Below are 21204 nucleotides of genomic sequence, written 5' to 3'. Positions count from 1 at the left end.
CGGGCGGCCCCGGGGGGAGAGGCACACCGCCCCCCCGCGACCCCCCACCCCCGGGGCCCGGGGCCGGGGCCCCCCCCCCCCCCCCCCCCGGACCACGTGCGTCCGCCCCCCGTCCCGGCCCGGGCGCGGGGGCATGGCCCCGCGCGCCATTCCGGGCATATCGTTACATGAGCGGACGGATTCGGACCTCTGAACCGGGAGGTCGGCATGGTCGAAGAGCTGGTCGGCGTGGTGGCCGCCGTCGGGGCCGGCGCGCTGGTGTACGTGGCCGCCGCGGCACGGGTCGTCAAGCAGTACGAGCGCGGGGTCGTCTTCCGGCTCGGGCGTCTGCACGGGGACGTGCGGCGGCCCGGGTTCACCCTCGTGGTTCCCGCGGTGGACCGGATGCGCAAGGTCAACCTGCAGATCGTGACCATGCCGATCCCCGCCCAGGAGGGCATCACCCGCGACAACGTGACCGTGCGGGTCGACGCGGTGGTGTACTTCAAGGTCGTCGACCCGGCGGCCGCGATCGTCAACGTCGAGGACTACCGCTTCGCCGTCTCGCAGATGGCCCAGACCTCGCTGCGCTCGATCATCGGCAAGAGCGAGCTGGACGATCTGCTGTCCAACCGGGAGAAGCTCAACCAGGGCCTGGAGCTGATGATCGACAGCCCGGCCGTGGAGTGGGGCGTGACCATCGACCGCGTGGAGATCAAGGACGTCTCCCTGCCGGACACCATGAAGCGCTCCATGGCCCGCCAGGCCGAGGCCGACCGGGAGCGGCGGGCCCGGCTGATCAACGCCGACGCCGAGTACCAGGCCTCCAAGAAACTGGCCCAGGCCGCCCACCAGATGGCCGACACGCCCTCGGCCCTCCAGCTCCGGCTGCTTCAGACCGTCATGGCGGTGGCGGCGGAGAAGAACTCCACGCTGGTCCTGCCCATACCGGTGGAACTCCTGCGGTTCCTGGAACGGGGCCAGCAGCCCTCCGCACAGACCGCGGGACACGCCGGGGCGGAGGAGCAGGCGGAGATCGCGGAGGGTGCCGTCGACCGCACGGAACAGGCCGAAGAGGCCATGGAGCAGCTGCGGCGCGCCGTAGAGCAGTGACCCGTGCTACGCGCGTGGTTCCCGCCGCCCGCACCAGGTGATAGACACAGCGGGATCACAGTTCCTGTCCGCCAGCAGGAAGGTTTCCCCATGACCGCATCCGGTCACTCCGCGACACGACGTCAGATGCTCGCCGGAACGGGCGCCCTGGGCGTCGGGATCGCGTTCTCCGGTGCCCTGTCCGAACTCTTCGCGGGCACCGCCTCCGCGCAGGGTCTCGGCCGTACCGGCTACGGCCCGCTCGTCCCCGACCCGAAGGGCGTTCTCGACCTGCCGGAAGGTTTCAGCTACCGGATCCTCTCCCGCGAGGGCGACGAACTCCGCTCCGGAGAAGGGCGCGTGCCGTCCAACCACGACGGCATGGCGGCCTTCGGAGGCAGAGGCGGCCGGGTCCACCTGGTCCGCAACCACGAGAACCGCGCCGACGCCAAAGCCCCGGTCCCCACCGTCGAGGGCCTCACCTACGACCCGGCCGGCAAGGGCGGCTGTACGGCCCTGACGCTGGACTCCCACAACCGGGTCCGGTCGGAACGCGTCGCGATCGCCGGTACGGCGGTGAACTGCGCGGGCGGCCCCACCCCTTGGGACACCTGGCTGACCTGCGAGGAGACCGAGGACAAGGCCGGGACCAACGGCTACACCAAGGACCACGGCTTCATCTTCGAGGTCGACCCGGCCGACCCGCACCGCACCGGTGCCGTGCCGCTGACCGCGATGGGTCGCTTCGCGCACGAGGCCATCGCCGTCGATCCCCGGCGGGGCGTGGTCTACGAGACCGAGGACGCCTTTGAGAAGCCCTTCGGCCTCTTCTACCGCTTCCTCCCGGACCGGCCGCTGGGCGGCAGGGGTTCGCTGCGCGCGGGCGGCCGGCTCCAGGCCATGCGCGTGCCCGATGTGCCGGACCTGTCCTGCATCCAGGACGTCGGCGCGGAGTTCGACCGCGTCGAGTGGGTGGACGTGCCGGACCCGCAGGCCGCGCAGACGCCGATCCGGTTCCAGGACTTCGGGCGCAAGGGCATCACGCACGCGCAGAAGCTGGAGGGCTGCTACTGGGGCGGCCGTTCGGTGTACTTCGTGTCGTCCTTCGCGCGCCGGTCGGACGGTTCGGCCGCCGACCACTTCGGGCAGGTCTGGCGCTACGACCCGGAGCGCCGCCGGCTCACCCTGGTGATCGTCTTCGGCCCGGACACCGATGTGCAGCTGCCGGGCGAGTCGCCGGACAACATCTGCCTGGCGGCCGGCGGCGGCCTCATGGTCTGCGAGGACGGCGACGGCGCCCAGCACGTCTACGGGGTCACCCGGCGCGGCGAGGTCTACCCGATGGCACGCAACCGGCAGGCGATCACATCAGCCGCTGACGCGGCGGGCGGCACCGAGCAGCAGCCCGAGTGGGGCGAGTTCGCCGGGGTGACCTTCTCCCCCGACGGCGACACGATGTATGTCAACTGCTACCGGCCCGGCACCACGTTCGCGGTGACGGGCCCCTGGCGCCGCTAGCCGGCGCTCCGCCCGGCCGGGGCGGCGGGTGCGAAGCCCGGCGCCCCGCCCGGACCGTCGAGGCACTCACCCGCGAAGGGGGCCCCGGTGACCCACAAGGACAGCACCTCGCTGCGGGACCGGCTGCGCCTGCCCCCCGGTCAGCCGGTCGACCTCACGCGGTACGACGCCGCCGGCACCCCCGCCGGCCCGGACTGCAAGGCGGCGGGCAAGGCCGCCACGGCCCGGACCGGTGAGCGCCTCGCCGTCCTCCAGGAACGGCTGTGGGCGGCCAGCACCAAGGGCGACCGGCGCCGCGTGCTGCTGGTGTTGCAGGGCATGGACACCAGCGGCAAGGGGGCACGGTCAAGCACGTCATCGGCCTGCTCAATCCCTGCGGCTGCCGGATCACGGCGTTCAAGGCACCCACCGCCGAGGAACGCGCCCACCCCTTCCTGTGGCGGGTCGAGCACGCGCTCCCGATCCGCGGCGAACTGGGCATCTTCGACCGCTCCCTCCCCAACTCTCGACTTCGCTCGAGCGGGCGGTGCCCCCATCGAGGACGTGCTGATCGCCCGCGTCCGGGAGCTCACGCCCGCCCCCGAGATCGCCCGGCGCTACGAGCAGATCAACCGCTTCGAGCGCTCCCTCGCCGACGACGGCACGACCCTGGTCAAGTGCTTCCTGCACCTGTCCTCCGAGGAGCAGCGCCGCCGGCTGCTCAAGCGCCTCGACAAGCCGGAGAAGCGCTGGAAGTTCGCCGCGTCCGACATCGACGACCGCGCCCTGTGGCCCGCGTTCCAGGAGGCCTACGAGATCGCCCTGGAGCGCTGCGGCACCTCGTACGCCCCCTGGTACCTGATCCCGGCCGACCACAAGTGGTACCGCAACTGGGCGGTCAGCACACTGCTCCTAGAGCACTTCGAGGAATTGGATCCGCGGTACCCGAAGGCCGACTTCGACGTGGCCGAGTGCCGGAAGCGGCTGCTGGAGCGGCCCTGATCGACCCGCCCGGTCTGTGGAGCGCCCTGTCCGACACTGAAGCCGGCGGACGGGGGTACTCGGCGGCCATGAGCGAGAAGCAGCAGGTCAGCAGCTCGTACTGGCTCGAGACGGCGCCGGACGGCCGCCACCCGGCCCTCACGGAGGACGTGGAGGTCGACGTGGCGGTGATCGGCGCGGGAATCGCCGGACTGTCCACGGCCTGGGAGCTGGCGCGGGCCGGGCGGAGCGTGGCCGTGCTGGAGGCCGGGCGGGTCGCGGCCGGCGTCACCGGGCACACCACCGCCAAGGTCACCGCCCTGCACACGCTCGTCTACGACAAGCTGCGGCGCACCCGCGGCCCCGAGGGCGCGCGGCTCTACGCGCGGTCGCAGTCGGAGGCGATCGGGCACGCGGCCCGGATCGCCCGGGAGCTGGGCGTCGACTGCGAGTGGGAGACCAGGAGCGCCTACACCTACGCCGTCGACGCGAGCCGGGTGGAGGAGCTGCGCGCCGAGGCACGGGCCGCGGCCGAGGCCGGGCTGCCCGCCTCGTTCGTCACGGAGACCGGGCTGCCCTTCGAGGTGGCGGGCGCCGTCGAGGTCACCGGACAGGCCCAGTTCCACCCCCGCAAGTACCTGCTGGCCCTCGCCGCCGACCTGGTCGAACGCGGCGGGCACATCTACGAGGACACCACCGTCCTCGGTTTGGACGAGGGCGAGCCGTGCCGGCTGTCGACCACGACCGGGGCGACGGTCCGGGCCCGGGACGTCGTCGTCGCGACGCACTACCCGATCTTCGACCGGGCCCTGCTCTTCGCCCGCCTCTCCACGCGCCGCGAACTGGTCGTCGCCGGCACGATCCCCGCGGACCAGGACCCGGACGGCATGTTCATCACGCCCGACGAGGACACCCGCTCGGTGCGCACCGCGCCCCACGAGGGCGACCGGCGGCTGCTCATCGTCACCGGTGAGCACTTCACTCCGGGCACGAGCGACCCGCGGGCCCGTTTCGAGCGCCTCACCGCCTGGGCCACCGGCCGCTTCCCGGACCTGGAGGTCACCCACCGGTGGGCCACCCAGGACACGGAGCCCACGGACACGGTGCCGATGGTCGGCCCGCTGCACCCGGGCACCCGGCACGCCTACGTGGCCACCGGCTTCGGCGGCTGGGGCATGACCGGCGGCATCATGGCGGGCCGGCTGCTGAGCGCGCAGATCACGGGCGAGGAGTGCGAGTGGAGCGGGCTGTACGACCCCCGCCGCGTGAAGCCCGCACTGCGGGAGGCGCCGACGTTCCTCAAGACGCAGGCCAAGGTCGCCGGGCACTTCGTGGGCGACCGGCTGCGGCCCTCCCCGCCCGTGGAGTCCCTGCCGCCCGGCGAGGGCGCGGTCGTCCGGGCCGGCGGTCACCGGGTCGCGGTGTACCGGGACGACGACGGCGGGCTGCACGCCGTCTCCGCCCGCTGCACCCACCTGGGCTGCCTGGTCGACTTCAACGCCGCCGAACGCGCCTGGGAGTGCCCCTGCCACGGCTCCCGTTTCGACACGGACGGCAAGGTGATCCAGGGCCCCGCGACCAAGCCCCTGGAACAGCGGGACCTCTGAGGGATCGTCCCGGGCCTACGCTGGACGTATGAGCGAGGACGACTACTGCCTGATCGACGCGACCAGGCCGCCCCGGGCGGACGGTCCGCCGTACGCGGAGTGCGTGCTGTGCCGGGAGCCGACGGAGTACCCCGAGTCGTACAAGGGCATCACGCTCTGCCCCGCCTGCGAGTGGCAGGAGGCGCAGCGCACCGCCTGCTCAGGGTGATCTGCGCGAAGCCAGCGCTCCGGCCAGGGCCAGCGCCGCGGCCGTGACCAGAGCCGCCCCGGCCAGGGGCAGCAGCGGCAGCGGGACCTCGCCCTGCCGCGAGCCGGTCACCAGGCCCTGCACGGCCGCCTGGGCGGGTGAGCCGGTGGCGACCAGGGACAGCAGCGCCGTGAGCAGCAGGGCGAGGACGGCGCGGCCGGGCGAGCGCAGCAGGGGCCTGCTGGTGAGGGCGCCGACGGCCGTGCCGAGCAGGGCGCAGGCCAGGGCGGCGAGCAGCCCGGCCCCGCCGGCGGCGGGGAGCGGCACCCGGGTGCGGTGGTCGGAGGCGACCGGGTCGCTGAGCAGTGTCACGGCGAGGGTCGCGAGCGTGCCGAGTGCCGCCGCACCGGCCAGGGCCACGAGCAGACAGGCCACATGAGCCCGCCCGGGACCGGCGGCCGCCGCCACACAGCCGCGTGCGGCGTCGGGTTCGCCCGTGACGCAGATCCGCGCCAGCCAGGCGGCGACGGGGAGCAGGGCGGCGGCCGTGTAGCCGAGCGAGTCGAGCACCGGCTGCCCGGCCTGGATGCTGATCGCGAGGAAGGCCGCGTACAGCAGGAACGGAGGCAGCCAGCGCTGCGACCGCACCAGCAGGGCGGCGTGGTAGCGCATCAGAGCGGTCATCGCTGCCTCTCCTGTGCTGTCGCCCGCGGGGTCACGCTCATCACGTGCCAGGGCGGGCGGGCCGTCAGCAGGGTGCGGAGCAGGACGTCGGAGTGCGGGGCGGGCACGGAGAGGCGGTAGCGGCCCGGCCCGGTCTCCTCGGCCGTGGTGGCCGTCCGGCGCGCGTCCTCGGGCAGCCGTCCGTCCGGCGGGCCCTGCACCTCGACGAGCACGTGCGGACCTGATGCGTCCGGAGCGGGCGAGGGCTCCTGCCGGACGACGTCCGCGTCGCGCACGGCGTACGTCGCGTCGGGCAGGCCCGCGAGGCGGCGGGGGCCGTGGTCGACGAAGACCACGGACCCGCCGGCCGCCGTGCGTTCGGCGACCGCGCGCTCCAGCTCGGCGCGGGCGGCGGTGTCCAGACCGGTCCACGCCTCGTCCAGCACCAGCAGTTCCGGCTCCGCCAGCAGGGCCTGGGCGACCGCGACCTTCTGGCTGCTGCCCTTCGACAGCCGGGCCATCGGCGTCTCGGCGTACCCGGCGGCACCGAGGCGCTCCAGCCACTCCCCGGCGGCCCGGGCGGCCGCCGCCCGGGCCAGGCCGTGCACGGTGCCGAGGTGGGTGAGGTAGCCGGCTGCCGTGAAGGGCAGGGCCGGCGGGAACCGCTCGGGGACGTACGCCGTGCGCGGCCGGCCGGTGACGCGGCCTTCACTGGGGGCGTCGATGCCGGCGAGCAGCCGCAGCAGCGTGGACTTGCCGCTGCCGTTGGCGCCCTCGATGCGGACGAGCCGGCCCGGAGCCACCGCCAGGTCGACACCGCGCAGCACCCACGGGCCCCGCAGACCGTAACGGCGGCCCGCGTTGCGCAGGCACAGGTCGGGTCGCATGCGGCCATCCTGCACGATCTTCCGGCTGGCACACTGGGATTCGTGAGCGAAGACCCGACGCCCGTGAGCGACAGTCCCTTCCGGTCCGAACCCTCGGCGCGCGACGAGGCACCGCAGTTCGTGCTGCCGCTCGTCGTGCGGATCGAGAAGGGGGAGCCGCCGGCCCGCACGGACGCGCTGGAGACGGCCGCGCGGGCCGTGCTGACGATCCTGGCCGACGAGCGGTCGGCCGGTGAGGGCGAGTGGGCCGTGGTGATGCGGGACTGGCAGGACGCCCGGATCCGCAAGGTGGTGCGGCGGGCGCGCGGCGCCGAGTGGCGGCGGGCCGGGGCGCTGCCCGGTATCACGGTCACCGGCAAGTCGGCCGAGGTGCGGGTCTTCCCGCCCGTTCCGCTGGACGGCTGGCCCAAGGACCTGGCCAGGCTCCAGGTGTCCGGCACCGATCTGGACGACCCGGAGCCGCCGGTGGACGCCGACCCGGCCGCCCCCGTGCTGTGGCTGAACCCGGACCTCGGCATGTCGGCCGGCAAGGCGATGGCCCAGGCCGGCCACGCCGCCCAACTGGCCTGGTGGGAGCTGTCCGACGAGGAGCGGACCGCCTGGCACGACGCGGGGTTCCCGCTCGCCGCCCGGACGGCCGACCCGGCCCGCTGGTCCGAACTCACCGGTAGCGGCCTGCCGTTGGTGCGCGACGCGGGCTTCACGGAGATCGCGCCCGGTTCGTGCACGGTGGTCGCGGACCACCCGGCGCTGCGCCGGGAACCGCACGGGCCCGGCCGCGCGGCGTCCACCCGTTCGGAGTAGCCGCAGGCGCGCCGGTCCCGGACGAATGCTCCAGTGGGGTTACCAGCCGAACCGACCCCCGGAGGCAGCCATGACCAGTGCCGCGCCCCCTCCCCCCGCCCCGCCCGCCCCCGACGACCGGACGCCCGGCGGCTCCGGCCCGGGCGGTTCCGGCGACCCGCTGGCAGCCGGGGGTCTCGCTCTCGGCGGCATCCTGATGGTCGTCTACGGGCTGTTCGCGGTGCTCCAGGGCATCGCGGCGATCGCCGGCGACGAGGTGTACACGAGCTTCGGGCAGTATTCGTTCGAGTTCGACCTGACCGCGTGGGGCTGGATCCACGTGATCGTGGGCGCGCTCGTGGTGGTGGCCGGGCTCGGCCTGTTCACCGGGGCCGCCTGGGCGCGGGTCGTGAGCGCGGTCGTGGTCGGCCTGGCGCTGATCGCGAACTTCCTCTGGCTGCCGTACCAGCCGTTCTGGTCGATCATCATGATCGTGACCGGTCTGTTCGTCCTCTGGTCGGTGTTCAACTACCGCCCGACTGACACGATGTAGAGCACTCCCCCTCCGTCAGGACGGCGGCGGGCGCCTCTCGCGCTCAGCGACCACCGCGTGCATCCGCCGGGACAGCGCGGTGGCCGCCGCCGTGAGGAAGACGAACGTGTACAGGATCTGGGCGACGGCCACCAGCCGGGCCTCCTGCCCGCGCGGGGTGATGTCGCCGTAGCCGACCGTCGCCAGGGTGACGACCGTGAAGTACAGCGCGTCGACCCGGGTGCGCAGGCCGGTGAACTGTCCCGGCTGCTGCGCGAGGGCGTAGTACCCGGACGAGAAGACCAGCACGGCCAGGCTCATCAGCAGCGAGATCATGATGCCCGACCGGGCCTGCGGCTTCTCCAGCACGATGTCGCGTACATGACGCAGCAGCAGCGCGGCCACGAGCGCCAGGAACAGCACGAACAGCGGCCAGCCCAGCCACGGGCGGTCGGCGCCGAGACCCTCCAGCGGCAACAGGAAGTAGGCCGTCACGCCTGCCACGAGCAGGGCTCCGGCCACGATCCGCAGCCGGCGGACGGCGGCCGCCCGGGATTCCGGTTCCCGCTTCCGCGCGACGCGGTCGGGCTGCTCGCTGCCTCCGGACATAGGTCCGGTCTACGGCGTACCGGGGCGGGACGCGACCCCTGCGCCTCCATCGGTGGGGAAGGGGGGCGGGGCGCGAACCTCAAATGTTGCTCTGAAGGAGGGCGGGGCGCGGTTCGGGAGCCGGCGGCTGGGCCATACCCCCCTCACGTTCGAGGAACGGGCCGGGTGGAGGAGGGGACGATGGAGCGACTGGGGACGGGCATCGGGTGGCGGCCGGAGATCGCGGACGCCGTGGAGCGGATGCCGGGGATCGACTGGGTCGAGGCGGTGGCCGAGAACATCTGCCCCGGGCACCTGCCCGACTCGCTGCGGCGGCTGCGCGAGCGCGGCGTCACCGTGGTGCCGCACGGCGTCTCGCTCGGCCTGGGGTGCGCGGACCGCCCCGACGCGGGCCGGCTGACCGCACTGGCCGAGCGCGCCGAGGCGCTGGGCTCCCCGCTGGTCACCGAGCACATCGCGTTCGTCCGGGCGGGCGGGCCTCTGACGGCGTCCCCGCACCTGGAGGCCGGCCACCTGCTGCCCGTCCCCCGGACCCGGGACGCCCTGGACGTCCTGTGCGAGAACGTACGCATCGCGCAGGACGCACTGCCGGTGCCGCTGGCCGTCGAGAACATCGCCGCGCTGATCGGCTGGCCGGGCGAGGAGATGACGGAGGGCCAGTTCCTGTACGACCTCGCCGACCGCACGGGCGTCCGTCTCCTCATCGACGTGGCCAACCTGCACACCAACCACGTCAACCGCGGCGAGGACCCCGCCAAGGCCCTGGCCGAGCTGCCCCTGGAGGCCATCGCCTACGTCCACGTCGCCGGCGGCTTCGAGCGCGACGGCGTCTGGCACGACAGCCACGCCCACCCGGTCCCCGGGCCGGTCCTGGACATCCTCACCGACCTCGCCTCCCGCGTCAGCCCGCCGGGCGTCCTGCTGGAACGGGACGAGAACTTCCCGGCACCGGCGGAGCTGGAGCACGAGCTGAGCACGATCCGCCGGGCGCTGGAGACGGGTGCTGTCGAACGGGTGAAGGCGGAACTCCGTGCGGCGGCCGCGGCAGGCGCCGGGGCCCGCGGCGACGAGCTGTTCGCGGCCGCCGGAGCCGGACGGCGGGAAGCGGCCGGGGGCGTCGGCGGCGGGCTGCCCGTGGGGAAGAGGGCCGCGCGGCAGGAGGGGGCCCGACGCGTCACCGGCGGGACCGGGGCGGTACGGCGGGGCGATGAGACCGGGGCGGCCGGGGCGACACGGGGCGCCTTCGGCCGGCCCCACCAGGAGGAGGTCGACGGCGCCCGGCAGCGGCTCGCGCTGGCACAGGCGGCGCTGCTGTCGGCGCTGGTCGCGGGCACGCCCGTGCCCGAGGGGTTCGACCGGGTGCGGATCGGCGTACAGGCGAGGGCGCTCGCGGCGAAGCGGGCGGACGTCGTGGCGAAGGTCGCGCCCGAGCTGCCGGTGATCCTCGGCGACGGGTACCGCACGGCGTTCCTCGGCTACGCCCAGACGCACCCCATGACCTCCGGGTACCGGCGTGACGCCCTGGCCTTCGCCGAGCACCTGCTGTCCACCGGGCGCCCCGGGGACACGGGGGCGCGGCGGGAGCTGCGGGAGTGGTGGCTGGACCGGTCGGGTCCGGCGCCGCGCTCCTCGCGGCCTGCCCACCGGCTCGCCCGCGCCACGCGCCGGGTGCTGTCGCGGCGCTGACGCACGAGGGGCCCGGAGCCCCTCACCCCCGCCCCGGAGGGCCGGCCTTCTCCGGCACGGCGTCACCCGCCGGGGCGTCACCGCGGCCGTAGTGGTGGGTGGTGAACATGTAGAGCAGGCCGGTGCCCAGCACGATCGCACCGCACAGCAGCACGATCCAGTTCTCCCACCAGGGCTTCTCCGGGGTGCGGGCCCAGCAGATGTTGACGATGGCGAAGATGCCGTACGCCAGGGCCCCGATGTTCACCGCGAGGCCCCAGCGGCCCAGGGTGAACTCCCCCGCCGGACGCCAGCCCTTGAGCCGGGCGCGCAGCGCGGCCAGGACGACCATCTGGAACGAGCCGTAGATGCCGAGGATCGCGAACGAGACGATGTTGGTGAGGGCGTCCTCGGAGGCCAGTGAGGCGAAGGCGATGAGCAGCGGCACGGCCGCGGAGACGAACAGGGCCCAGCTGGGCACCGCACGGGCGTGGACGAACCGCCGCAGCAGCCGGTGCCCGGCGATCATCTCGTCGCGGGCGTAGGAGTAGATGAGCCGCCCGGCCGCGGCCTGGAGGCTGATCGTGCAGGACAGGAAGGAGATCAGCACCACGGCCATCACCAGCCGCGCCCCGGTCTCGCCCATGGCGTCGTACAGCACGTCCACCACCGGGTCGGCCTGCTCGCCCGAGATGACGGCGTTGTAGTCGGTGACCGACAGCAGCAGCGACATACAGGTGAACGTGGCCGCCGCGCCGCCGATGTAGATGGTGCGGCGCATCGCCTTGGGGATGACCCGGCCCGGGTGCTCGACCTCCTCGGCGGTGTCGCCGCACGCCTCGAAGCCGTAGTACTGGTAGAAGCCGATGATGGCCGCGGCGAGGAACACGGGCAGGTAGGAGCCGTCTCCCTCGGTGCCGTAGGTGTCGAAGATGACGCCGATGTTGTGGTGACGGTGGGTGGCCAGCAGGTAGATGCCGACGACGAGGGCGCCGATGAGCTCGCCCGCGAAGCCGATGATGGCGGCCGCCGACAGGGCCTTGGTGCCCAGGTAGTTGATGAGGATGGCGACGACGATGAGCACGGCGGTGCACAGCACGGTGGTGTGCACGGTCGGGTCGAAGCCGAAGAGGATGGCGATGTAGGGCCCGGCGCCGTAGGCGACCGAGGTGATGGTCACCAGCAGCGCCCACATGTACACCCAGCCGGTCATCCATGCCCAGCGCTTGCCCCACAGCCGCCGCGCCCACGGGTAGACGCCGCCGGCGATGGGGTACTGCGCGACGACCTCGCCGAAGACCAGCGCGACCAGGAACTGGCCGCAGCCGGCGAGTACGAACGCCCAGATCATGGGTGGTCCGCCCTCGGCGAGCGCGGTGCCGAAGAGCGTGTAGGTGCTGACCACCGGGGAGAGGTAGGTGAAGCCGAGGGCGAAGTTGGCCCAAGGGCCCATGTCCTTGCGGAACTCGGAGCCCGGCTCGCTGCCGGGGACGCCGGACGCGGGTGCGGGAGGCTGCGTACCGGTCACCGCTGCGCCTTCCGTCCCGCGGTGATCAGGTCGGCCGCGCGTTCGGCGGCGAGCAGGACCGTCACCATGGGGTTGATGGTGGGCATCGTGGGGAACACCGACGCGTCGACGATCCGCACGCCCTCGAAGCCCCGCAGTCTCAGCTCGGGGTCGCAGACGGCCGCCGGGTCGTCCGCGGCGCCCATGCGGCAGGTGCCGGCCGGGTGGTAGACGGTGTGGGCCGCGCGGCGTCCGTATTCCGACAGGTCGGCGTCGGAGACGACGTCCGGTCCGGGTGCGACCTCGCGGACGAGCCAGTCGCGCAGCGGGTCGGTCGCGGCGACCTCGCGGGCGACCTTCAGCCCGTCCACGAGGGTGCGCTCGTCATGGCCCTCGGGATCGGTGAAGTACCGGAAGTCCAGGGCGGGATGCTCGGCGGGGTTGTTGCTGCGCAGCCACATGCGGCCGGTGGAGCGGGCCCGCGGCACGTTCGGCGTCATGCACACCCCGTGCCGCGGTACGGGGTAGCCCAGGCGTTCGGTGTTGACGGTGAACGGCACTTGGTAGAAGTGGAACATCAGGTCGGGGCGCGGCTGGCCCTTGTCGCGGCGCAGGAACAGGCCGGCGTCGGAGTCCATCGCGGAGTTGGGCGGCAGCGGCCCGGCGGTCTCCCAGACGATCACGGACTCGGGGTGGTCCAGCAGGTTCTCCCCGACGCCGGGCAGGTCGGCCCGCACCTTGATGCCCAGGGCGCGCAGGTCGTCGGCCGGTCCGATGCCGGAGAGCATCAGCAGGCGTGGGGTGTCGATGGCCCCGGCGCACAGCAGGAGTTCACGCTCGGCGCGCACGGTCGCGGGTTCCCCGTCGGCGCCCCGGACGGCGACCCGCGTCAGCCGGCCCGACTCGTCGGGGACCAGCCGGTGGGCCCAGGTCTCCAGCTTCAGCGTGAGGTTGGGCCGGTCCAGCACCGGGTGGAGGTAGGCGACGGACGCGGAGGAGCGCAGGTTGCCCTCCGGCTGGTAGGCCAGGGAGAAGAACCCGGTGCCGTCGGCGAAGGGTTCGGCGTTGAAGTCGTCGACGACGGGGACGCCCAGGGCGCGGGAGGCGGCGGTGACGAAGTCCTTGGCGATGGGATTGCGGTCGGCCTCGGCCACCGGGACGATCCGCGTGAGCAGCCGGTCGCGGTAGGGCAGGATCGTCGCCGGGTCCCAGCCGGCGCAGCCGTGGCGCACCCAGTCGTCGAGGTCCTGCGGCAGCGGCAGGAAGCTGATCAGGGTGTTGTGCGAGGAGCAGCCGCCGAGCACGCGGGCCCGTGAGTGCAGGATGTGCGAGTTGCCGCGCGGCTGCTCGACGGTGGTGTAGCCGTAGTCGAACTCCGAGCCGAGCAGGTTGATCCAGTTGCGCAGGCGCAGGATGCGCTCGTCGCCCACGTCGCTGGGACCGCCCTCGATGACGCAGACGCGGCAGTCGGGGTCCTCGCTCAGCCGGGCGGCGAGTACGCAGCCGGCGGTGCCGCCGCCGACGATGACGTAGTCGTAGGCGGACTCGGCGCCGTGCGCGGGAGTGGTGGCCATGCCGTGCCTTTCGTGGTGGTGCGGTGCGGCGTGGGTCAGCCCTTGAACCAGCCGGAGGGGGCGGGGGCGAGGTTCTGGTAGATGTGCTTGGCCTCCTGGTACTCGCGCAGCCCGGTCGGGCCGAGTTCGCGTCCGACGCCGGAGCGGCCGAAGCCGCCCCACTCGGCCTGCGGTACGTAGGGGTGGAAGTCGTTGATCCACACGGTGCCGTGGCGCAGCCGCTGGGCGACGCGCTGGGCGCGGCTCGCGTCGGACGTCCACACGCCGCCGGCCAGGCCGTAGCGGGTGTCGTTGGCCAGTTCCACCGCCTCGTCCTCGGTGCGGAAACGCTCGACGGTGACGACCGGTCCGAACACCTCCTCCTGGACGATGCGCATGGACCGGTCGCAGTCGGCGAAGATCGTCGGCAGCAGGAAGAAGCCGCGGCCGAGGGCCGGGTCGTCGGGGCGGGTGCCTCCGGTGACGAGCCGGGCGCCCTCCTCCTTGGCGACGGCGATGTAGGCCTCGACCTTCTCGCGGTGCTCGGCTGAGCTGAGGGGTCCGCTCTCGGTGCCCTCGTCCAGGCCGTTGCCGAGCCGGATCGCCCGGGCGCGCTCGGCGTAGGCCTCGACGAACCGGTCGTGCAGGGAGTCCTCGACGAGCAGGCGTGAACCGGCCGAGCAGACCTGCCCGGAGTGCAGGAAGGCGGCGTCGAGGGCGTAGTCGACGGCGGCCTCGAAGTCGGCGTCGGCGAAGACGATGTTGGGGTTCTTGCCGCCCAGTTCCAGGGCGATGTTCCGCGGCCCGTCGGCGGCGCTGGCCATGATGGCCCGTCCGGTGTGCAGGCCGCCGGTGAAGGAGACCAGGTCGACGTCGGGGTGGCCGGTCAGGGCCGCACCGACGGTCGCCCCGGAGCCGAGCACCAGGTTGGCGACGCCGGGCGGGGCGCCGGCCTCCTCGATGAGCCGGATCATGGCGATCGTGGTGAGCGGGGTGGTCTCGCTGGGCTTGAGGACGAAGGTGTTGCCGGCGGCCAGGGCCGGAGCGACCTTCCAGGAGGCCTGCAACAGCGGGTAGTTCCAGGGGGCGATGAGCGCGCACACGCCGACGGGCTGGTAGACGACGCGGCTGAGGACGTCGGGGCCGACGTCGACGACCCGGCCGCCGTCCTTGCCCGCGAGTTCGGCGTAGTAGCGGAAGGCGTTCGCCACGTCCTCCACGTCGATGCGGGCCTCGGTGAGGGTCTTGCCGGTGTCGAGCGTCTCGGTGCGGGCGATGTCCTCGCGGTCGCGCAGCAGCAGGTCGTGGACGCGCAGCAGGAGGTCGGCCCGGTGGCGGGAGGGGGCGTTCGCCCAGTTCTCCTCGGCGAAGGCGCGCCGGGCGGCGCGCACGGCGCGGTCGACGTCGGTGGCGCCGGCCTCGTCGACGGTGGTGACGACCGAGGCGTCATAGGGGTTGATCACGTCCCGGCGCCCGCCGGCCGCCGCCTGTGTCCACTCGCCGTCGATGTACAGCTCACCCACCGCGGGGCCTCCTTCGCGTCCGTCCGGAGCCCGATCGGCTCGACGATCAGCAACATGGCCCATCGGACGGGCGGCAGCCACGGGGCACACCGCCGCGACGATGTCCGGACGGCCCAGAGGACCCGGCTGGGCTAGTCGCCCGGCCCACAGGGCCCGCCACCGTCGCCCGTCCACGGAACGCCACCGGAAGGAAACGGAACGTCACATACCGACAACACTCCGTCCGGATTGTGAACGAGGCATGGTGTTTTCGGGACCGTGTCACATACAAACAACATATGCTCTGGGTTCTTTTCCTCCTGGCGGCCTGGGCCGTGGCCGGCACCGCGTGTACGCGCCTGTGTCTGGCCGCCGTTCGGGCCGCGGCCGTGGACGCGGACACCGGCCGGGGTCGTGAACTCACGCTGTACGAGGCCGCGTTCCTCTCCGGCGGCCCCCGGCGGGTCGCCGACGTGACGCTGGTCGCCATGGCGCGCCAGCGCCGGCTGCTGCTGGCCCACACCGGCTGGGCGACGGTCGTCGACCCGCGCGGGCGGGACGAGATGGAGCGGTCGGTGATAGGCGCCATCGGCCCCGAAGGGCAGTCCCGCATCGCGCCGGTGCGGGCCACCGCCGCGACGGCGGAGGCGGTGCGCGGGATCGCCGAGGGGCTGGTGCGCGCGGGGCTCGCGGTCCCGGACAGCGCCCGTACGACGGTCACGGCGGCCGTACGGCAGGTGCGGGTCGCGGCCGTCGCCGTCCTCGGGCTGGGTGTGGCCGCGTTGCTGACGCCCGCTCCGCCGGACATGCCCCCGCACCTGGTCGCCCTGTGGTTCGCGCTGCCCCTGGCCCTGACCCTGAGCTGCCTGGCCGTCGCGCGGGTCGAGATCCACCCGTACTCGCGCTGGGCCTCCCCGGCCGGACAGCGGCTGCTCGGCGGGCTGACCCGGACCGCTGACGGCGCCGCCGACGACCGCACGTACCTCACGTCGGTGGCCGTGCGGGGCGTCGGCGCGATCGGCGAACCGGATCTGCGGGCCGCGTTCGCGCACCGCGAGCCGCACGACTGACGGAGCGGGGGCGCACAGGGGCATCGGGCCCGACACCGGCGGTCGGTGCTTGCCTTCCCCCTGCGCCGAACGAAACATCCCTCTCGTCGCCACCGTGCACCGAAGGGATACGCGATGAGAGCCGCCCTCCTCTACTCGGCCGCCGGGACCTTGCTGCTGAGCACCCTCACCGCGGCCCCGGACACCGGGGACCGCACGGGCGCGGCCGAGCGACGCGGCACCGCCGTGGCCGCCGCGCGCGCGAAGGCGGCCGGTGTCGCCTTCGGCCCGTGCCCCGACGCGCAGGACCTGCCCGGCAGCATGCAGTGCGGCACGGTGAGCGTCCCGCTGGACTACGCCCGCCCCGACGGCCGGCAGATCGAACTGTCCGTCAGCAGGGCCCGGGCCACGCGGAAGGACCCCCACAACAGCAAGCACCAGGTCCCCCGGCAGGGCGCCCTCGTGCACAACCCGGGCGGTCCCGGCGCCACCGGCCTGTACTTCCCGCTCATCGGCCTGCTCCCCGAGTGGAAGCGGATCGCGGCCGCCTACGACCTCGTCGGCTACGCCCCGCGCGGAGTGGGCCGTTCGGCGCCGCTGTCGTGCAAGGACCCCCAGCAGTTCTTCGACGGGCCCGCACCGGCGCCGTCGCGCCCCTCGGAGTCGTACAAGCGGGAACGCGTCGCGCAGGCGCGGGCGTACGCGCGCGGCTGCGCCGAGCGGACCGGCGACGCGCTGCGGCACTACCACTCGCTGAACAACGCCCGTGACCTCGACGTGCTGCGCGCCGCGCTCGGCGAGGAGCGGCTGACCTTCATGGGCTCGTCGTACGGCACCTACTTCGGAGCCCTGTACGCGACGCTGTTCCCCGCGCACGTACGGCGGATGGTGTTCGACTCGGTGGTCCACCCCGGCTCCGAGCGGATCTGGTACCGCAACAACCTCGCGCAGTCGGCGGCGTTCGAGGGCCGCTGGGCGGACTTCCGGGCCTGGATCGCCCGGCACGACGACGTCTACGGGCTGGGCAGGACCGCCCGGGAGGTGCTGCGCAGCTACGAGCGGGCGAGCGCGAGGCTGGCCGCCGAGCCGGCGGGCGGGAAGGTCGGGCCGGGGCAGTTGCAGGGGGCGTTCCTCCAGGCCGGGTACTACGACGACCAGTGGCCGCACCGCGCGCACGCGCTGTCGGCGTATCTCAAGGGCGACCCGAAGCCCCTGGTCGAGCAGGCGGAGCAGCACCCGGAGGCGGCGGCCGAGGCGGAGAACTCACGCGCGGTGTACCTGGCCGTCGAGTGCAACGACGCCCCCTGGCCCACGGACTGGCGGGTGTGGGACCGGGACAACACCCGGCTCGCGCGGGTGGCGCCCTTCGAGACCTGGGACAACGTGTGGACGAACCTGCCGTGCGCCTTCTGGAGGGCGCCCCGGCAGCGGCCGCTCGACGTCGGTGCCGGGCCGGGCGAGCTGCCGCCGACCCTGATCCTGGCCGCCGAGCGGGACGCCGCCACGCCGTACGACGGTGCCCTCGAACTGCGCGACCGCCTGGCCGGCTCGGTGCTGGTGACGGAGCGGGACGCCGGGTCCCACGGTCTTGCGGGCGGACCGAACGCCTGCGTCAACGGCCACATGGAGGCGTATCTGCTGGAGGGCCGGCTGCCGGGACGGCACGCGCAGTGCGCCCCGCACGCCGAGCCGAAGCCGACGGCCCCGGACCGCGCCGGGGCCGTCGAACGCACCCGCTGATCAGGCCAGACCGGCCACCAGCTCCGCGATGTCCTTGCGGCGGCCCGTGTAGAACGGCACCTCCTCACGGACGTGCATACGGGCCTCCGAGGCGCGCAGGTGACGCATGAGGTCGACGATGCGGTACAGCTCGTCGGCCTCGAAGGCGAGGATCCACTCGTAGTCGCCCAGGGAGAACGAGGCGACGGTGTTGGCGCGCACGTCCGGGTAGCCGCGGGCCATCTTGCCGTGGTCGGCGAGCATGCGGCGGCGGTCCTCGTCGGGCAGCAGGTACCAGTCGTAGGAGCGCACGAAGGGGTAGACGCTCACGTAGTCGCGGGGCGTCTCGTCGGCGAGGAACGCCGGGATGTGCGCGCGGTTGAACTCGGCGGGGCGGTGCAGCGCCATGTTCGACCAGACGGGCTCCAGGGCGCGGCCCAGCTTCGTCCGGCGGAAGAGGTTGTACGCCTCCTGAAGCGCGTCGCTGGTCTCCGCGTGCCACCAGATCATGAGGTCGGCGTCGGCGCGCAGGCCCGAGACGTCGTACGTGCCGCGGATCGTCACGTCCTTGGCGGCGAGCTGGTCGAACAGCTCCTGGACCTCGCCGGCGTACCCGGCGCGGTCCTCGGGGAGGACGTCCTTCAGCTTGAAGACGGACCAGAGCGTGTAGCGGATGACCTCGTTGAGGTCCTTGGCCAGCTTGCCCTTGTTCGGGATCCTGCCGGACTCGGGGGTAGGGGCGTCGTTGCTCATGGCCTTATTCTCCTGCTCCGCCGTGCAGACTCTGCACCGGGTGGGCGGTGAGCTCCTGCACACCGCGCAGGTCGCCCCGGATCTGGTCCACGGCCGCGTACGCGCTCGCGATGCAGGCCGGGACGCCGACGCCGTCGTAGGGGGCGCCGCAGACCGCGAGGCCGGGGAGCCGGGCGATGTGCTCACGGACGCGGGCCACGCGCGCGTGGTGGCCGACGGGGTACTGGGGCAGGCCGTCGTCCCAGCGGGTGACGAGGGTCGCGACGGGTGTGGCGTCGAGGCCGGTCGCCGCTTTCAGGTCCTGCCGGGAGACGTCGACCAGCTCGGTGTCGTCGCGCTGGAGGATCTCCGTCTCGCCGTACCGTCCGACGGAGGTGCGCAGGACGACGAGGTCCGGGTTCTCGTCGGCGATCCAGCCCCACTTCTGCGAGGCGAAGGTGGACGCCTTGATGGTGCGCCCCTCGACCGGCGGCACGAGGAAGCCGCTGCCGTCGGGCAGGGCCGTCCCGGAGCGGCGGTAGGCGAGGGTGATCAGGGCCATGGAGGCGTACTCGACGCCGTCGAGCTCGGCGGCGGCCGCCGGGTTCTCGGTGCGCAGCAGCCGGGCGGCGGCGGGGGCCGGGGCGGCGAGGACCACGGCGTCCGCGAGCCACTCCCGCTCCCCGGAGCGGACCCGCCAGCCGCCCTCGGGGGTACGGCGCAGCTCCGTCACCGGCGTCCCGGTCAGGATCTCGCCCCCGCGCGCCCGGACCGAGTCGGCCACCGCGAGGGGCAGGGTGCCGATGCCGCCCCGGATGCCCATGAAGACCGGGCCGGTCTGCCGGGCCGCGGCGGCCTTGGCCTGGAGCTCGCGGACCCCTTCCGTCAGGGAGGTGTGGGTCCGGGCCACCTGGAAGAGCTGCGGGACGGCCGAGCGCATGGAGATGCGGTACGCGTCACCCGCGTACACCCCGCCCAGCATGGGCTCCAGCAGGCGGTCGACGACCTCGCGGCCGAGGCGCTCCGCCACGTACTCCCCCACCGCCACGTCGTCGCCGACCTCGGTGCGGGGCAGCTGGGCGTCCCGCTCGATGCGGGCGAGGCCCTCCTCGGAGACCACGCCGGCCAGGGCGGACGCGGTGCCGGGCACGCCCATCACATGCCCCTTGGGGAAGGGGCGCAGGGCGCCGCGGGTCCAGAGCGAGGCGGTCGCCGTGGCCGGGGGCTGGAGGCGGTCGGCGAGGCCCACCTCACGCGCGAGCGCCACCGCCTCGGGGCGGCGGGCCAGCATCGACTCGGCGCCGAGGTCGACGCGCGCGCCCGCGACCTCCCCGGGCAGCAGCTTCCCGCCGACCCGGCCGGAGGCCTCCAGCACGGTCACCCGCGCCCCGCCCTCCAGCAGCCGGTGCGCGGCGGCCAGCCCCGCGATGCCCGCCCCGATGACGACGACCTGCCCTTGAACTTCGCGCATGGCCCCAGCCTCTCAGACCCCACCGACAGCGCCGCCGCGCCCCGGTGTCCTTCACGAGTCCCGACCGTGACCGCATCGGAACCGTCCCGGGCCAAACGTCCGGCCCCGTCCGGGCGTCGAAGAAGCGTCAGCACAATCGACCTCCGGGGGATGCCCGTATGCGCACACGACGATCCGTACGACGCCCCGCACCGGCCCTCGCGGCGCTCCTGCTGGCCGCCGCCCTCGCGGTCACCGGGTGCAGCGCCGGGGATGACAGCGGCGGCAGCGGTTCCGCCGCGGACCGCGGGGTGGCCGCGCCCCAGGCGGACGGCAAGGCCGGGGCGAGGGAGGCCGCCCCCGAGGGAGCCGGGAGCGGCGCCAGGGCCACGGCGCCGCCGAAGGTCACCGCGAGCCACATCATCCGCACGGCTTCCCTGACCGTTCAGGTCGAGGACGTCCCGAAAGCCCTGGAGCAGGCCCGCACCGGCATCGAGAACGCGGGCGGCTACGTCGGCAACGAGACCACCACCCGGGACGCCGAGGGCCATGAGCGCACCCGGGTCGTGCTGCGGGTGCCCGTCGAGAAGTACGAAGAGGTCCTCGCCGAACTGGAGGGCACCGGCAAGCTGCTCGACCGCAGCGCGAAGGCCGAGGACGTCACCGACCAGGTCGTGGACGTGGAGAGCCGGATCAAGACGCAGCGCGCCAGCGTGGCCCGGATCCGCGAGCTGATGGACCAGGCCGGCAAGCTCAGTGACGTGGTGACCCTGGAGGGCGAGCTGAGCACCCGCCAGGCCGACCTGGAGGCGCTGCTCGCCCGGCAGAAGTCCCTGGAGGACCGCACCAGCCTGGCCACCATCACCCTGTCGCTGTCCGAGACCCCGGTGAAGGAGGAGGCCAAGGACGACGACCCGGGCTTCGTCGACGCGCTCGCGGGGGGCTGGAACGCGTTCGTGACGATGCTGCGCTGGCTCGCGGTGGCCTTCGGCGCCGTGCTGCCGTTCGCGGCGGTGGCCGCGTTGATCGTCCTGCTCTGGGTGCGGGTCGTACGCCCCCGCCTGCCGCGGCGTCCCGCGCCCGCGACGACCGCCCTGGGCCCGCTGCCCATGGCCCGCCCGGCTCCGGAGGCCACGCGGCCCCGGACCCCGGACGAGCAGGACTGAGGCGCACCGGCGCGCGGGACTGAGGCGGACAGGACTGAAATGCC

The 21204-nt window shown here is 73.7% G+C and carries 18 protein-coding genes and 1 pseudogene; 11 read left to right on the top strand and 8 right to left on the bottom strand.

Going from position 1 to position 21204, the window contains the following annotated elements; translation table 11 throughout:
* Nucleotides 1-207: 207 nt before the first annotated feature.
* The 5 genes and pseudogenes from AB0E85_RS22635 to AB0E85_RS22615 all read left to right on the top strand — a co-directional run bounded on the left by AB0E85_RS22635 (nt 208) and on the right by AB0E85_RS22615 (nt 5364).
* Nucleotides 208-1092, top strand: a complete 885-nt coding sequence (locus AB0E85_RS22635; protein ID WP_361929978.1) for a slipin family protein — start codon at nt 208-210, stop codon at nt 1090-1092.
* A 90-nt stretch (nt 1093-1182) separates the two neighbouring features.
* The gene (locus AB0E85_RS22630) at nt 1183-2589 is read left to right on the top strand and encodes an alkaline phosphatase PhoX (protein WP_361929976.1); all 1407 of its coding nucleotides are present in this window, start codon (nt 1183-1185) and stop codon (nt 2587-2589) included.
* 87 nt (nt 2590-2676) lie between these two features.
* Nucleotides 2677-3570: pseudogene (locus tag AB0E85_RS22625) on the top strand (PPK2 family polyphosphate kinase).
* Between the two features lie 68 nt (nt 3571-3638).
* Nucleotides 3639-5156, top strand: coding sequence for an FAD-dependent oxidoreductase (locus tag AB0E85_RS22620; protein WP_361929973.1), 1518 nt, complete (start codon nt 3639-3641; stop codon nt 5154-5156).
* A gap of 28 nt (nt 5157-5184) precedes the next feature.
* Nucleotides 5185-5364 (top strand): hypothetical protein, encoded by a 180-nt coding sequence (locus tag AB0E85_RS22615; RefSeq protein WP_062929707.1) that lies wholly within the window; start codon nt 5185-5187, stop codon nt 5362-5364.
* On the opposite strand, the gene AB0E85_RS22610 is transcribed toward AB0E85_RS22615, so the two are convergent.
* Together AB0E85_RS22610 and AB0E85_RS22605 are read right to left on the bottom strand one after the other, a co-directional pair.
* A complete protein-coding gene (locus AB0E85_RS22610; RefSeq protein WP_361929969.1) occupies nt 5356-6027 on the bottom strand; it encodes an ABC transporter in 672 nt (223 codons plus the stop codon). The genes AB0E85_RS22615 and AB0E85_RS22610 overlap by 9 nt on opposite strands.
* Nucleotides 6024-6893 carry an ATP-binding cassette domain-containing protein gene (locus AB0E85_RS22605; protein ID WP_361929967.1) on the bottom strand — a complete coding sequence of 290 codons (870 nt, stop codon included), beginning with the start codon at nt 6891-6893 and terminating at the stop codon, nt 6024-6026. Before AB0E85_RS22605 ends, AB0E85_RS22610 begins: the two co-directional genes overlap by 4 nt.
* A gap of 42 nt (nt 6894-6935) precedes the next feature.
* Between AB0E85_RS22605 and AB0E85_RS22600 the strand changes: the two genes are divergently transcribed.
* Complete coding sequence (locus AB0E85_RS22600; protein WP_361929965.1) at nt 6936-7697, top strand: peptidyl-tRNA hydrolase; 762 nt, start codon at nt 6936-6938, stop codon at nt 7695-7697.
* Between the two features lie 70 nt (nt 7698-7767).
* The gene (locus AB0E85_RS22595; RefSeq protein WP_361929963.1) at nt 7768-8229 is read left to right on the top strand and encodes a hypothetical protein; all 462 of its coding nucleotides are present in this window, start codon (nt 7768-7770) and stop codon (nt 8227-8229) included.
* A 15-nt stretch (nt 8230-8244) separates the two neighbouring features.
* Here AB0E85_RS22595 and AB0E85_RS22590 read toward each other — a convergent pair whose 3' ends face one another.
* Complete coding sequence (locus tag AB0E85_RS22590; protein ID WP_361929961.1) at nt 8245-8817, bottom strand: potassium channel family protein; 573 nt, start codon at nt 8815-8817, stop codon at nt 8245-8247.
* A gap of 180 nt (nt 8818-8997) precedes the next feature.
* Between AB0E85_RS22590 and AB0E85_RS22585 the strand changes: the two genes are divergently transcribed.
* A complete protein-coding gene (locus AB0E85_RS22585) occupies nt 8998-10503 on the top strand; it encodes a DUF692 domain-containing protein (RefSeq protein WP_361929959.1) in 1506 nt (501 codons plus the stop codon).
* A 22-nt stretch (nt 10504-10525) separates the two neighbouring features.
* Here AB0E85_RS22585 and AB0E85_RS22580 read toward each other — a convergent pair whose 3' ends face one another.
* The 3 genes from AB0E85_RS22580 to AB0E85_RS22570 are packed head-to-tail and all read right to left on the bottom strand — an operon-like array spanning nt 10526 to nt 15065.
* Nucleotides 10526-12010, bottom strand: a complete 1485-nt coding sequence (locus AB0E85_RS22580; RefSeq protein WP_361929957.1) for an APC family permease — start codon at nt 12008-12010, stop codon at nt 10526-10528.
* On the bottom strand, nt 12007-13563 hold the full coding sequence (locus AB0E85_RS22575) for a GMC oxidoreductase (protein WP_361929955.1): 1557 nt from the start codon (nt 13561-13563) through the stop codon (nt 12007-12009). Before AB0E85_RS22575 ends, AB0E85_RS22580 begins: the two co-directional genes overlap by 4 nt.
* Before the next feature lie 35 nt (nt 13564-13598).
* On the bottom strand, nt 13599-15065 hold the full coding sequence (locus tag AB0E85_RS22570) for an aldehyde dehydrogenase family protein (protein ID WP_361929952.1): 1467 nt from the start codon (nt 15063-15065) through the stop codon (nt 13599-13601).
* A gap of 278 nt (nt 15066-15343) precedes the next feature.
* Between AB0E85_RS22570 and AB0E85_RS22565 the strand changes: the two genes are divergently transcribed.
* The gene (locus tag AB0E85_RS22565) at nt 15344-16114 is read left to right on the top strand and encodes a TIGR04222 domain-containing membrane protein (RefSeq protein ID WP_361929950.1); all 771 of its coding nucleotides are present in this window, start codon (nt 15344-15346) and stop codon (nt 16112-16114) included.
* A 114-nt stretch (nt 16115-16228) separates the two neighbouring features.
* Nucleotides 16229-17833, top strand: coding sequence for an alpha/beta hydrolase (locus AB0E85_RS22560; protein ID WP_361929948.1), 1605 nt, complete (start codon nt 16229-16231; stop codon nt 17831-17833).
* Here the strand turns inward: AB0E85_RS22560 and hemQ are convergent, their stop codons facing one another.
* Together hemQ and hemG are read right to left on the bottom strand one after the other, a co-directional pair.
* Nucleotides 17834-18565 (bottom strand): hydrogen peroxide-dependent heme synthase, encoded by a 732-nt coding sequence (hemQ, locus tag AB0E85_RS22555; protein ID WP_184851104.1) that lies wholly within the window; start codon nt 18563-18565, stop codon nt 17834-17836.
* A 4-nt stretch (nt 18566-18569) separates the two neighbouring features.
* The gene (hemG, locus tag AB0E85_RS22550; RefSeq protein ID WP_361929944.1) at nt 18570-20015 is read right to left on the bottom strand and encodes a protoporphyrinogen oxidase; all 1446 of its coding nucleotides are present in this window, start codon (nt 20013-20015) and stop codon (nt 18570-18572) included.
* A gap of 158 nt (nt 20016-20173) precedes the next feature.
* On the opposite strand from hemG, the gene AB0E85_RS22545 reads away from it, so the two are divergent.
* Complete coding sequence (locus AB0E85_RS22545) at nt 20174-21160, top strand: DUF4349 domain-containing protein (protein WP_361929942.1); 987 nt, start codon at nt 20174-20176, stop codon at nt 21158-21160.
* The last annotated feature ends 44 nt before the right edge of the window (nt 21161-21204 follow it).

The sequence above is a fragment of the Streptomyces sp. NPDC029044 genome (assembly GCF_040637495.1).
GTDB lineage: Bacteria > Actinomycetota > Actinomycetes > Streptomycetales > Streptomycetaceae > Streptomyces.
Note: the sequence above shows the minus strand (reverse complement) of the source record. Positions and strands in the feature narration are given on the sequence as shown.

Bases quoted from the DNA above. Each gene is read 5' to 3' on its own strand.
- AB0E85_RS22635 (WP_361929978.1), top strand. From the start codon at position 208: ATGGTCGAAGAGCTGGTCGGCGTGGTGGCCGCCGTCGGGGCCGGCGCG.
- AB0E85_RS22630 (WP_361929976.1), top strand. From the start codon at position 1,183: ATGACCGCATCCGGTCACTCCGCGACACGACGTCAGATGCTCGCCGGA.
- AB0E85_RS22620 (WP_361929973.1), top strand. From the start codon at position 3,639: ATGAGCGAGAAGCAGCAGGTCAGCAGCTCGTACTGGCTCGAGACGGCG.
- AB0E85_RS22615 (WP_062929707.1), top strand. From the start codon at position 5,185: ATGAGCGAGGACGACTACTGCCTGATCGACGCGACCAGGCCGCCCCGG.
- AB0E85_RS22610 (WP_361929969.1), bottom strand. From the start codon at position 6,027: ATGACCGCTCTGATGCGCTACCACGCCGCCCTGCTGGTGCGGTCGCAG.
- AB0E85_RS22605 (WP_361929967.1), bottom strand. From the start codon at position 6,893: ATGCGACCCGACCTGTGCCTGCGCAACGCGGGCCGCCGTTACGGTCTG.
- AB0E85_RS22595 (WP_361929963.1), top strand. From the start codon at position 7,768: ATGACCAGTGCCGCGCCCCCTCCCCCCGCCCCGCCCGCCCCCGACGAC.
- AB0E85_RS22590 (WP_361929961.1), bottom strand. From the start codon at position 8,817: ATGTCCGGAGGCAGCGAGCAGCCCGACCGCGTCGCGCGGAAGCGGGAA.
- AB0E85_RS22585 (WP_361929959.1), top strand. From the start codon at position 8,998: ATGGAGCGACTGGGGACGGGCATCGGGTGGCGGCCGGAGATCGCGGAC.
- AB0E85_RS22575 (WP_361929955.1), bottom strand. From the start codon at position 13,563: ATGGCCACCACTCCCGCGCACGGCGCCGAGTCCGCCTACGACTACGTC.
- AB0E85_RS22565 (WP_361929950.1), top strand. From the start codon at position 15,344: ATGCTCTGGGTTCTTTTCCTCCTGGCGGCCTGGGCCGTGGCCGGCACC.
- AB0E85_RS22560 (WP_361929948.1), top strand. From the start codon at position 16,229: ATGAGAGCCGCCCTCCTCTACTCGGCCGCCGGGACCTTGCTGCTGAGC.
- hemQ (WP_184851104.1), bottom strand. From the start codon at position 18,565: ATGAGCAACGACGCCCCTACCCCCGAGTCCGGCAGGATCCCGAACAAG.
- hemG (WP_361929944.1), bottom strand. From the start codon at position 20,015: ATGCGCGAAGTTCAAGGGCAGGTCGTCGTCATCGGGGCGGGCATCGCG.
- AB0E85_RS22545 (WP_361929942.1), top strand. From the start codon at position 20,174: ATGCGCACACGACGATCCGTACGACGCCCCGCACCGGCCCTCGCGGCG.